The 12,978-nt window shown below is 61.9% G+C and carries 6 protein-coding genes; 1 reads left to right on the top strand and 5 read right to left on the bottom strand.

What is annotated here, in order from left to right; all coding sequences use genetic code 11:
- Positions 1-24 precede the first annotated feature (24 nt).
- The gene (locus B9Z47_RS06360) at positions 25-4,389 is read right to left on the bottom strand and encodes a DUF11 domain-containing protein (protein WP_108330406.1); all 4,365 of its coding nucleotides are present in this window, start codon (positions 4,387-4,389) and stop codon (positions 25-27) included.
- A gap of 376 nt (positions 4,390-4,765) precedes the next feature.
- Here B9Z47_RS06360 and B9Z47_RS06355 point away from each other — a divergent pair, with 376 nt between their 5' ends.
- Entirely contained in the window at positions 4,766-6,124 is a 1,359-nt protein-coding gene (locus tag B9Z47_RS06355) for a helix-turn-helix domain-containing protein (RefSeq protein ID WP_158271638.1), read from the top strand.
- An 85-nt stretch (positions 6,125-6,209) separates the two neighbouring features.
- Here the strand turns inward: B9Z47_RS06355 and B9Z47_RS06350 are convergent, their stop codons facing one another.
- From B9Z47_RS06350 to B9Z47_RS06335, 4 genes are all read right to left on the bottom strand, one after another.
- Positions 6,210-7,784 carry an acyl CoA:acetate/3-ketoacid CoA transferase gene (locus B9Z47_RS06350; protein ID WP_108330738.1) on the bottom strand — a complete coding sequence of 525 codons (1,575 nt, stop codon included), beginning with the start codon at positions 7,782-7,784 and terminating at the stop codon, positions 6,210-6,212.
- A 354-nt stretch (positions 7,785-8,138) separates the two neighbouring features.
- Entirely contained in the window at positions 8,139-9,299 is a 1,161-nt protein-coding gene (locus tag B9Z47_RS06345; RefSeq protein WP_108330404.1) for an acyl-CoA dehydrogenase family protein, read from the bottom strand.
- Positions 9,300-9,615: 316 nt separating this feature from the next.
- Positions 9,616-10,428: a sugar phosphate isomerase/epimerase gene (locus B9Z47_RS06340; protein WP_108330403.1), complete on the bottom strand. Its 813-nt coding sequence runs from the start codon at positions 10,426-10,428 to the stop codon at positions 9,616-9,618.
- Between the two features lie 109 nt (positions 10,429-10,537).
- Positions 10,538-12,973 (bottom strand): FAD-dependent oxidoreductase, encoded by a 2,436-nt coding sequence (locus B9Z47_RS06335; protein WP_108330402.1) that lies wholly within the window; start codon positions 12,971-12,973, stop codon positions 10,538-10,540.
- Between the last annotated feature and the right edge of the window lie 5 nt (positions 12,974-12,978).

Here is a 12,978-nt window from a genome sequence, read left to right as displayed (position 1 = left end):
GCTATTGCGGCATGGCGCAGGGGCTCAGACCCCCAGGTAGTAGGCGTTGTCGATGTCCACCACCACCGACAGCGCGGTGGCGGTCACGGTGGCGTCGCCGGAGTTTTGTCCCGGCGTGAACGGCGCCTCAAAAACGAACTCGGCCAGAGCCCCGGGCGCGAGGGTGCCCCAGTCCCAAGTTGTGCCCGCATCGCCGCCGTTCAGGTCGTAGGCTGCATCGGTCAGCGTGACACCATGGAGCGTCACCGTGCCGTTGTTCAGGGCGGTGTACTTGAACATCGGGTTGATGCTCGCAGAAGAAGACAGCGTCGGCCCCGTCAGGGTGTTGGCATCGTCCCAAGTGCCACCACCATCGACCGAGACGTATTTGGTCAGATCGATCTGCGCGTCGTAGATGATGGCCACACTTTCAAAGTCCACCAAGGTACCGGTCTGGTCGGTGTCGGCGCTGGCGTAGTTCTCCACCTGGCGGTTGCCGCCGCCGTCGCTGTCCAGATCGGTCTGCTGCAGGGTATAGGTGGAGGTGTAGGTTTGTGTGGCCCCCGGTGCCAGCGAGGCCAGGGTTTCGCTCAAACCGGTCAGGTCATCCACCACCGTGACGTTGGTCAAGGTCACGCTGCCCAAGTTGGTCACGTCGAAGCTGTAGTTCAGAACATCGCCCGCGAAGTCGGCCAGGTTGTTGCCGTTGCCGCCGGTGACCCCTTGAAACTCCTTGTCAAAGGCCATGCCAATTCGCTGCAGCAGCGGCACTGATTCGGTGTCGCTGATGGCGATGGTCTGTGCGCTGTCAGCGGTGGCGATGTTGTCGATGTAGCCGTCACCGCCGCCGTTGTTGTCCAGATCGGCTTGGGTCAGCGTGTAGCTCACGTTGTAGACCGCGACATCCTTTGGGGCCAGTGTCATGCCGGTGTATGACAGTGAGGTCAGGCTTTCAACCAGTGAGACATCCGTCAGCGTCACGTTGCCGGCGTTGGCCAGCACAATTTGGTAGTTCAGTTGATCGCCCACAGCATCGACGATGCCGTTGCCATTGCCACCGGTCACATTCACGAACGACTTGTCCACAAACAGGATAGGCACCGCCAGCAATTGAACCGACTCGGTGTCGCTGACCGTTGTGGTCTGGTCCGAGTCGCCCACCGAGGTGTTGTCCAAGCGGCCATCGCCCCCGCCGTTGTTGTCCAGATCGGCCTGCAACAAGGTGTAGCTGGTGGTGTAGGTGGTGCTGGCACCGGGTGCCAGATCGGGCACGTTCTCTGCCAGACCCGTCAATTCGTCGGTGACCGTGACACCCGTCAGGGTCACCGTGCCGGCGTTGTAGACGCGGATCGCGTACTGGATGACATCGCCTGGCGCATCGACAAACAGGTTGTTGTTGCCCCCTCCGACGCTGGTGACCGACTTCTCAATGCCCAGGCCCACAGTGCGCAGCAAGGCGGTGGACTCGTTGTCACTGACCGGCACCGTTTGGTCTGCGTCTGCCGTGGCGATGTTGTCGATGTAGCCGTCGCCTTGGCCATTGTTGTCCAAGTCGGCTTGCGTCAGCACATAGTCGGTGATGTACACCTGACTTTCGCCAGGGGCCAGGGTCACGCCTGTGATGTTCAGACCGCTGTTGGGGTCCACCACGCTGACGTTGGTCAGGGTCAGCACGCCCAAATTGGTGACGGTCACGGTGTAGTTGAGGGTGTCGCCCACAGCGTCGGCCACCGTGTTGCCGTTGCCGCCCGTGATGTTGACCAGGCGCTTGTCGATGGACAGGGCCGAGCGCACGAAGATCTCGATTTCCTCGGTGTCGCTGACAGGCCCTGTCTCCAGGCTGTCGGCGGTGGCGGTGTTTTCAATGAACCCGTCGCCGCCACCGTAGGTGTCCAGGTCGTTCTGGGTGAGGGTGTAACTGGTCTGGTAGGTTTGGCTGGCACCCGGGGCCAAGGTCACACCGGAGATGGTCAGTCCGGTCATCGGGTCGTCCACGGTGACCTGGTTGAGCGTCTGGTTGCCGGTGTTGATCACCGTGACCGTGTAGCCGATGACGTCGTTCACGGCATCGAGACTGCCATTGCCATTGCCACCCGAAATCCCTGTGATGGCCTTGTCGATGGCCAGGGCGGGGGTTTGCACGACGGGCACAGCGGCATCGTCGGTGTCCTCGCCGGTCTGGTCGGAGTCGGCGGTCGCCGTGTTGACGATATGGGTGCCGGTGTCGATCTCGAACTGGGTTACAGCGTGGCTGGCGGTGTAGTGCCAGGTCTCGCCCACATCGAGTTCGTTGTCGGCAGAGGCGGCGTCGTTGATGAGGGCAAGGTCACTGATGAAGGGGTCCGTCACCGTCACGTTCGTCAAGGTCTGGTTGCCCAGGTTTTGCACGGCGATGCTGTAGCTGATGATCTCACCCGCCTGGTCGGCAGTGCCCCCGTCAATGCTGGCATCTTTGGTGATGTTCAGCGCGGGGCGCTGCTCCACCGGTACGAAGGCATCGGCGCTGTCGGGTCCCGTTTGCAGTGAGTCGGCGGTCGCGGTGTTGTTGATGTTGCCGCCCGCATCGATTTCACTTTGCAGCACCACGTGACTGGCGGTGTAATGCCAGGTTTCGCCCACATCGAGCGCGTTGTTTGCCGTGGTCGCGTCCTCAATGCGTGTCAGGTCGCTGATGAAGGGGTCTGTCACCGTCACGTTGGTCAGGGTCAGGTTGCCCAAGTTTTGCACGGCGATGGTGTAGCTGATCACCTCGCCAGCGGCGTCGGCCGTGCCGCCAGGCACCAGGGCCTCTTTGGTGATGTTCAGCAGCGGGTTGGCGTACACGGGGATGGCGGCGTCGTCGGTGTCCGGACCAGTCTGATCCGAGTCAGCCGTGGCCGTGTTGACGATGTCGCTGCCGGCATCGAGCTCGGCCTGCGTGACGCTGTGGGTGGCGGTGTAATGCCAGGTTTCGCCCACGTCCAGCTCGTTGTCTGCTGTGGCCGCATCTTCGAGGCGTGTCAGGTCGCTGATGAAGGGGTCGCTCACCGTCACGCCGGTCAAGGTCTGGTTGCCCGTGTTTTGCACTGAAATGCTGTAGCTGATGACATCGCCTGCGGCATCGGCAAAGTTGCCCTCCACGGTGGCCTCCTTGATGATGTTCAGGCTGGGCATTTGCAGCATGTTGCCAAAGTTCACATTCAGCTCGGTGGGGTCCAGTGCGGTGATCAGGATGGGGGCCGGGTTGGCGGTGGTCTGAACCCAGCCGCTGACCTGCACTTCGCGCACGATGTAGGCATCGTTGTCCGCATCGGTGCGGTCCGAATCGGGGACCACCGAGAGCGCGTATTTGCCGTCAGCACCGGTCAAGGCGAATTGTTCGCCTTCATCCCACGCACCATCGTTGTCCTTGTCGACAAAAATTTTCCAGTTGGCCAGGCCCACTTCGTCGTCGGCGGTACCCAGCAGGTTGTCTACGCCATCGGCATCGCGTGTGCCGTTGCCATCCAGGTCGCTGAACTTCATGCCGCTGATTTCACCCACGATGATGGCCGAGGGGGCCAGCTGGATGGAGGTGGCACCGCTGCCGTTGATGTCCACGGTGGTTTGCAGCGAGCCGCCAGTCCAGGCGTTGGCACCGTCGGTCATGCCCTTGCCTTGGTCAGCCACATTGCCCGGTGCGGCAATCAGCAAACCATACTGGATTTCAGCACCACCCGACGTGGTGGTGGGGCCGGTGTAAACAAAGGTGACGGTGACTTTGCCGTCCAGCGAACTGCCTGCGCTGCCAAGGTAGCTCACGCCGCTGACGGCGGTGATGTCGGCGTTGACGGTGTGAAAGCTGCCATGCATGCCGCCGCCATTGGAGAAACCGCTGTCCGCTTGTGCATCACCACCGGCAAAGCTGCTGGTGTTGCGGCTGGCGTCGGGCGATGTCATGTACACAAAGCCACCGGCATTGGTGTTGGCCTGGTAGTGGTTGTAGGTGATGTTGAAGGAATAGGTCTGACCTGTGACCAGCGGAGCGTTGTTACTGGCCTTGTAGAAGTAGACGTGCGGCACCACCTCGCCTTCAAAGTAATCGGACTTGCCGTCCGACAGGATGTTGTTGTTCCATTCCGGCGCAGTGGCTCTGGCCGCATCGCCGTCGGCCCAATGCTGGTAGACCTTGCTGATGCTGGTGCTGGGGTAGGTGATGGCCGCAGGCGCGATGCCTGCGCTCAAGATGGGCTGCTGTGCCGTTGCCGTGCCTGAATCACGGGTGGGTGTGGCTGGTGTGCTGGATGTCAGAGCACTTGATGTGCTCAGACCCATGCCCTCGGTCGCATTCAGTGCGGTGACCTGGCCGTAAAGCAAGTCCGTTGGGGCAGAGGTGTCTTCGGTGGACGCATTTGAAAATGCTTTGTTCCATGTGCTGGTTTTTTTGCTCATCGTATTCTCCAAAGGGGCGTCGATGTGAGTCTCGACTGATTGATCCGAGTCCCGATCACGGAGCGGCCAACATGAAGTTCACCGCGCTGACATCTTGTAAATTGGCAGCGCACATGGCTATTGAGCATTGGGTGTGTTTTCAGGCAGTCCAAGTTGTACGCAGGCGGTATGGCCCCCGAGGTGGATGGCCATAGGCCGAGCGGTGTAAACCCTCCACCATGTTCTGTGTTTGCTGGAAATAGCCCTGGCCGGGTATAGACCCAATGGTTGATGCAAACAAACCATCGGATCAATCGACGTGCTTTCTGGATTGCCTGAGCATGTGTCCATGGCCTTGCTGCAGCGGTTGCGGCGGCATTTTCAAATGGAGATCAACATGTGGACCCAGTTGCAAACCAGCTCTCACGTGCCAGCCCGACTGCACGGCGGTCAGGCGTTCAAAGCGCTGTTGGACGATCCGGCCGATGATGTGACGCATGCTTATGCGCAATCCTTGCCGGTGCGCAAAGTGTGGTCTGGCGATCCGCGCCGCAATCAGATACTGGCCGCGTTGTCCGAGCCGCACTATGCCGCCATGGCCGAAGGCCTGGAGTTGGTGAACCTGAAGGCCGGTCAGCTCATCTATGAACGAGGCCATGCGTTGCAACATGTTTACTTTCCAACTTCCTGCACGGCGTCGCTGTTTTCCAGCACGGCAGAGGGCGAAACGGCTGAATTGGCCTTGACAGGGCGCAATGGTTTGATCGGCGTGCCCTTGGCATTGGGTGCCACATCCATGGAACACAGCGTGCAGATCCAGAGCGCGGGCCAAGCGTACCGCATGCCCGCTGAACGTTTCATGCGTTGTCTGCGAGACTGTGAACAGCTGCAGCAGTTGAGCTTGAGTTATGTGCAGTCGCTGATGGCGCAGATGGCGCAAAGCATCGTGTGCAGCCGGCACCACTCGGTCAGCGAACGGCTGAGCCAGTGGATGCTTTGGAATGCGGATGGCTTGGGCGGCGATGAGCTGAGCGTGACGCACGAGACCATTGCACACATGTTGGGCGTTCGGCGCGAGTCGGTGACACAGGCGGCAGGTCGACTGCAAAACGCCGGCGTGATTCGCAACAGCCGCGGGAAAATCACCATCTGCGACCGCGAAAGACTGATGCATTCAGTCTGCGAATGTTACGAACGCATCCAGTCCGAGTCGGTGCAGCATGTGCAGCGCATGTCCCGGTTGTCACAACGTCCCGTGTCGCAGGGTACGCCGTACGGGATGGCTGCTGACCATGAGCTGCCGCAGTCAACGCATCTGGATTTGCAGAAATACGTGGATGTCTACGACTTTGCGCCTGTGGGTTTTGTGACCCTGAACACACAAGCGCGTGTGACCCAAACCAATCTGGCGGCTGCCATCTTGCTCGACATCCAGCGTTCACAGTGTCACAACACCTCCTTCGTCGATCTGCTGGATGAGCCCTCTCGCGCGCTGTTCATGGTTTTCCACCACGAAGTGCTGAGCGGTCAATGTCGCCGGTTTTGCGTGGTCACCTTGCCCGCCACAGCCCACCGCGCCGCCATGACGTTGCGAATCGATGCCACTTCGGACGAGTCCGGCGAGGAAAACCGCATGGTGCTGATTGATCTCGGGGCTGAGCAGCGGGGCAGCATGCCATCGGACCTGACCACAGCCTCGGCGTGGCAGTTCCAGACACACAGCATGGCTGCTGTGGCAGGTTTGCGCCCAGCTTGATCGTGCTGCCGGCGGTCTCGTCCGCTGGCTGGTCTGCAAGCCCACGGGGCAGTGGTGCCCCGTTGCGGGTGGTCTTGTAACGTGCTCAGGCGGTGAAGTGCGCGCTGTCCATCACCTTCAGGTCTTGAGCCACCCGCGGCGCAAAGTCCATCTGGTCGAGCACATCGCGTTGCAGGTCGATGCCCGGGGCGATCTCGAACAGCTCGATGCCCCGGGGCGTGAGGCGAAAGCTGGCGCGCTCGGTCAGATACAGAACTTCTTGTTTTCTCACCAGACCTTGCGGGCCTGAAAAGGTGATCTGGTCGACTTTTTTGACCAGCTTTTTGACAGTGCCCTGGGCGGTCACGCGCATCTGGCCATCGCCGGTGTGCAGCTTCACGCCTTTGGCGGCCAGCGTGCCGCAGAACACCACTTTTTTGGCGTTTTGCGCGATGTCGATGAAGCCGCCAGGGCCGACTGTGACGCCGCCCAGGCGCGAGACGTTGACCGAGCCTTCTTCGTCGAACTCGCCAAAGCCCAAAAAGGCAATGTCCAGACCACCGCCGCCGTAGAAGTCGAACTGCGTGGCGGCGTCCAGCATGGCAGTCGCGTTGCGCGCATAGCCAAACAGCACGCCGTCCATCAGCGTGCCGCCGTAGGTGCCGTGCTCGATGGTCTGGTAAATGCGGTGCTGCTCGTTGCGCGCCGCGATCAGTTTGGCCACGGCATCGGGCACGCCCACGCCGTAGTTGATGACCGGACGGGCCTTGTCGGTGTTGAACAGTTCCTGATACGCCCGGCGCGCCACGGCCTGCCGCTCGCTGAAGGCCTCCTTTGAGGCTGCGAGTTCGCGGGCGTGGTCTTCGGTTTCGCTGGCGGCGCGCTCGGCACCGGTCAGCTCGCCGCTGAAGGCTGGGTCGAACGGGATGGCGTAGCTGGTGGACTGCTCGGGATCGATCACGATGGCGTCCACCCAAGCTGAGGGAATGCGCACCTCACGGGCCTTGAGCGCGCCTTTGGGCAGGCGCTCTTTGACCTGCACGATCACCACGCCGCCGCTGTTGCGCGCCGCCAGCGCCAGTGATTGGGCGTCGAGGTTGGCCGCTTCGTGCTCAAAGCTGATGTTGCCGTCTTCATCGGCCGCGCTGGCCCGCACGATGGCCACATGGATGGGGAAGGGTTTGTAGCGCAGGTATTCGCGCCCGTCGATGTGGATGACTTCCGCCAGGTCGTCTCGGGCCGCATCGTTCATCCTGCCACCGCCGTGGCGCGGGTCGCACACGGTGCCCAGGCCCACGTGGCTGATGAGTCCGGGGCGACCTGCGCCGATTTCGCGCATGAGCTGGCTGCTCACACCGCCGGGCAGGATGTAGGCCTCGATCTTGTTGGCCAGGGCCAGTTGTTGCATGGCCGGTGACCAGACCCAGTGACCGCCAATCACGCGTTGGACCAGGCCTTCGTGCGCGAAGCAATTCATGCCTTTGGTTTTTTTGTCGCCAATGCCCAGGGCGTGCATGACGGTGAGGTTTTTCGGGTGCTGGCTGGTGAGGAAGCGTTCTTGCACCGCTTCAAACAGGTGGGTGGCTTCCATCAGGCCACCACCGCCGCCCATCAGGCCCACGGTGTCGCCGTCTTGGATCAGTTGTGCCGCCTCTTTGGCGGTCATGAATTTGGTTTGCATATTGTTGTCCCGTTTTGCTTTGTCGGTTGGTGTGTTTGTGGTGTGCTGCATCGGGGCTGGCGTGGGGGCCGTGACCTCATACCGGGGTACCGAAAATCGGCCACGGCCCCCACGCCAGCCCCGATGGGGTGGTGGTTTTCGCAGAGATTTTGTATTTGCAGGTCGGCGCTTCAGCTCCGACGTTTTGGTTCGTCCCATGTTCCATGTCGGAGCTGAAGCTCCGACCAACGGATGTATCCACAGCCGGATAAAGGGGATGGGCGGCCGACGATTTTCGGTACCCCGGTATGAGGAGGCCGCCCATCCCCTTTATCCGGCCCCTGTTGTGGCACCAAAGTCGATCCACTGGAAAGATCAGCGGTTCACATCAAACAGCACAGCACCCTTTTTCATCGCACTCTTGGCAATCACGCCACGGTGGATCTCGCTCGTGCCGTCATAGATGCGGTAAATGCGGGCATCGCGGTAATAACGCTCGATCGGCAATTCCTTGCAAAAGCCCATGCCACCAAACACCTGCACAGCGCGGTCCACCACCCGGCCCAGCGTTTCGGCCGCGTGCACCTTGACCATCGCGATCTGCTCGCGGGCATCCATGCCTTGGTCCAGCATCCAGGCGGCGTAGTAGACCATCCAGCGGGACGCGTTGATCTCGATCACGCTGTCCGCGATCATCTGTTGCACCATCTGGAAGTCACCGATTTTGGTGTTGAATTGCTTGCGCTCATTGGCCCAGTTCACCAGCAGCTCGCACACATGGGTGGATTTGCCCACAGCACGGGCACCCACTTGCGCCAGACGCACCACATTGAGCGCGCCCATGGCCAGCTTGAAGCCCTGACCGGCTTCGCCCAGCAGGGCCGCGTCTTCGAGCTGCACATTGTCAAAAAACAATTCCAAGTGTGGCGTGCCGCGCAGGCCCATCATCTTCTGGTCCTTGCCCACGGTGAAACCGGCCAGTCCCTTGTCGACCATGAACATGCTGATTTCTTTTTCACCGGTCTTGGCCGAGACCAGAAAGAAATCGCTCCACTCGCCGTCGCTGATGAAGTGTTTGCTGCCGCTCAGCACCCAGCCCTTGTCGTTCTTTTTGGCGTGGGTCTTGATGCCTGCTGCGTCCGAGCCCGCGCCAGGTTCGGTGATGGTGATGGCGCAGGTGCGTGTGCCCGCCACGGCAGGCTTGAGCCAGCGTTCGATCTGCTCGCCTTTGCAATGCAGCAGGGGTTCGTACACGTTGCCAAAGGCGCGGCGGATCAGGATGTCGGTGGTGTGGCCGAACTGCTCTTCGCACAGGATGCGGTCGAGGTTGGACAGGCCGCCGCCGCCCAAGGCTTCGGGCATGTTCATGCCGTACAGGCCGAGAGCCTTGGCTTTGTCATGGATCGCTTGCGCTTTGGCGTTGTCGAGGAAGCCCTGGTTCTCGATGTCGTCTTCGAGGGGGTGCAGTTCTTCGGCGATGAAACGGCGCACCGTTTCGATCATCATTTTTTGTTCGTCGTTGAGGGAAAAGTCCATGGTGTTCTCGATTCGTTGATGTTGTCGGAGATGGATTGCCGCGCTGCGCTCGCCATGACAAAACACCGTCACTGCGAGGCGCTGGCGATGCGGCAGTCCAGCTGAGTTTTGTAGGTCGGAGCTTCAGCTCCGACACTGTGCGCCGTCGAGGTTTGTCGGGGCTGAAGCCGCCGACCTACAAGAACTGTGCGCCAGTCATGCATGTCGTGCCTGAAGCCACCGACCTGCGGTGATCACACTTCAAGCGCTGCTGAACCAGCGTGCTCCAAAGAAAAAGGGCAAGCGGGAGAGTTGTTCAAAACGATGAAACATGGCCTCAGGCTTCCACAAACGGGCGGCTTCTGGCCAGACATTCGGCGGCCCAGTCTTGGACGGAAGTGTTCGCTTCGCGGCCAAAGTTCACCACCTCCACGCTCACGGGCAGGTCAGCAGGCAAGGCGTCAAACAGGCCTTGCACATCGATGGTGCCGTCGCCGGGCAAAAGGCGTTCGCAACGGGCGGTGTGGACCATTTGCTCGGTGCTGAAGTTGAGACCGGCCTGGGCATCGCAAATCTGCGCGTAGTGCAGCAGCTCACGCGGTATGGCGCGGATGTCATCGAGCGAGGTGGTCGAGCGGCCAAAGTGCAGCGCGTCCACCAGGATGCCTGCGTTGGCGGGGCTGCCAGCGCCCTGCACGATGCGCAGTGCGGCATTGGCGTCTTTCACCGCTGTCCAGGGCATGAACTCCAGATCGGCCGTCATGCCAAAGGGCTTCATCACCTCGCACAGGCGGGCGTAGTGCTCGGTCAACCGGGCTTCGTTGGCGTCGTCACCCGCGACCAGAATGGCTTTCGCTTTGAGCGCTGCGCCTGCGTCATACAGCGCGTCCCAGGTGTGCGGGTTGAATTGTTCATCGATGCGGATGATTTCCAGATCCAGCACGCCCACGCCCGTGTCGCGCTGTGCAGCCACGGTTTCGCGCAGCACCTCGGGCAGGCCCAGCAGGTGTTGCTGGGGCGCGCCCGCGGCGTTGGGCCACAGCCGCAGGCCAACGAAGCTGTAGCCTGTTTGTGCGGCGACCCGGATGGCCTCGACGGGGGTGCAACGGTGTGAACTCAAGTAGGCGAGGGAGTAGGTGCGTTGGCTCATGGCGTCTGTTTTTAGTAGGTCGGAGCTTCAGTTCCGACATGTTTTGCCGACCTGAAGTCCTGTCGGGGCTGAAGCCGCCGACCTACAAGAGATGTACGAGGTCATCGGTTTATTTGAGGGGCGACACCGCGGTGGGCATGGCGATGGTCGAGACCATGTGGGTGGTCAGGTGGGCCGGGCCGCCTTTGGGGGGCCAGATGCCTTGGGCCACGGCTTCGCCACGGATTTGGCTGCGGGCGTTCAGGCTGTCGTAGGCCCAGATGTTGGTGAAACGCAGCGGGCCGTCGAGTGCGACCATGGCCACCACACAAGGCGAGAGCTTGTCGCGGGCGGGCACGTACTGTTCCCACAGGTCGATGGTGGGCTGCACGCCACCCGTTTTGATGCCGTAGGTGCGGATTTCGTACACCGGGCCGGTGATGCCGCTTTCAGCGCTGGGGCGCACCGGCTTCATCCAGGGGAAGCCTTTGTAGCTGTGTTGCTCCAGGCTCTGGAAGATGTCGCCGCAGCCAAACGGACCCCAAGGGCCGTCGCCTGTTTCTGGTCTGGTGCTTTGCTGGGTGCGCTCGCGTTCGGCCTGCAAAGCCTCGAGTGTGGCAAAGCCGCGCAGCACAACCAACTGGTTGAGCTGGCCGATGTCGGTGAACCAGCAGCCCAGCAATTCGCCCTGCGCTTCAGGGGCGGTGGCAAAAGCCTGCACGTGGGTGGCGGCCTGGCCTGCGGTGCCAAAGGGCAGGGTCATGGTGGCGAGTTCGTAGTACATGGTGTTTTCTTTCGGTGTGTCAGTTGGGTTTTTTGAAATCGGGTATTCGCAAGTGGCCGCCGGATCGCGCCCTGCGGCGTGGTGCGCGGCGATGAAGCCAAAGGTCATGGCCGGGCCCAGCGTGATGCCGCCGGCCGGGTAGTGGCCGCCCATCATGCTGCTCAGGTCATTGCCACCGGCATACAGGCCGGGGATGGCCTGGCCCTGGGCGTCAATCACTTGCGCGTGGTCGTTCACACGCAAACCGGCAAAGGTGCCCAGGCTGCCCATGACGACTTTGACGGCATAAAACGGGCCGCTTTCGATGGGGCCCATGCAGGGGTTGCGCAAGCCGCGCCGCGTGGCGTTGATGGCGTCCCCCTGGATGCGGTTGTAGGGCGTTTCGCCTTTGCCAAAGTCGCGGTCTTTGCCGTCTTGCGCCAAGGCGTTGTACCGCTGCACTGTGGCTTGCAGGGCTTGGGCGTTGATGCCGCAGGCATCGCCCAATTCGGCCAGTGTTTCTCCGCGCTGGAGGTAACCGTTTTTCAGCCACGGCCCCAGCGGCATGGGCGCGGGTTTGACGGCACCCAGGCCGTAGTAGCGGATGAAGGCGTGGTCACAGACCAGCCAGGCTTCGGGCGCTTGGCCAGCAGGCGTGGCGGCCAGCAGGCCTTGCATGAAGTCGTGGTACGAGTTGGCCTCGTTTGTGAAGCGCTCGCCTTTTGCGGTGACGGCGATCAGGCCGGGCTTGGCGCGTTCGATCAGGTGCGGAAAGTGCGCCACGCTGCCGTCCTTGCGCAGCACCAAAGACACGGGGGCCAGTGCTGCCGCTTGCACCAAGTCATTGGCCACGACGCCACCTGCGGATTCACCTAGGCGCAGTCCATCGCCCGTGTTGCCCCGGTTGCCTGCCGACCAGTGCTCGTGCCCCGTGGGCGCGTGAGGCAGCAGTTGCTGTTTGCGGGCTGGGTCGTGCGGAAAGCCGCCGGTGGCCAGCACCACGCCGCAGCGGGCTTGGATGCTTTGTTCACCTTGGGCTGTTTTGACCACGGCACCGGTCACGCGACCACCGCTTTGCAGCAAGCGCACGGCGGGGCTGTTCATGCGGATATCCACACCCAGATCGAATGCGGATTTCGCCAGACCGCCGATCAAGGCATTGCCATTGACCAGGCGCGTGCCACGGCGGTGCACCAGCAGGTCACGCCAGTGTCGCAGCACCCGCTTGGTGACATACCAGAATGAGGCGGGTTGGTGCAGTGCGTTCAAAAAGTGCCGCAGCTCCGCACCCGAGGCGATGCCCATGCCCCAGAGCGTGGTCTCCTTCAGCGGTGGCTTGAGGTCGTGCAGGCGAGCGCCCAACTGGCGGGCATCAAACGGGGCGGCGCAAATCGAGCGACCACCCAGCGCTGCATCGGGCGTGTGGCCGTGAAAGTCCGGAATGGCGTTGCCGTCGATGAATTGCAGCGCGGTGTGGCGGCGGAAGAACTCGACCATGCGCGGGCCGTTGTTCAGGAAGGCCAGGGCGCGGGACTCGTCGAACTTCTCGCCCAGTTCGCGGCGCAGGTAAGACAGGGGCTTTTCAACGCGTTCCAGCAGGCCCGCTTCTACAGCCAAGGGATTGCGCGGCACCCACATCCAGCCGCCCGACCAGGCGGTGGTGCCGCCGTATTGCGGGTCTTTCTCGACCACGATGACTTTGAGGCCCAGGTGCGCAGCGGTCACCGCCGCAGACAGCGCGCCCGCGCCGGAGCCGATGACCAGCAGGTCGCAGTGTTCGGGCGTGGGGCTTGCGGCGTTCATCGGCT

This window comes from Limnohabitans sp. 2KL-1, from assembly GCF_003063435.1.
Lineage (GTDB): Bacteria > Pseudomonadota > Gammaproteobacteria > Burkholderiales > Burkholderiaceae_C > Limnohabitans_A.
The sequence above is the reverse complement of the archived record's forward strand: the minus strand, read 5'-3'. Positions and strand labels throughout refer to the sequence as shown.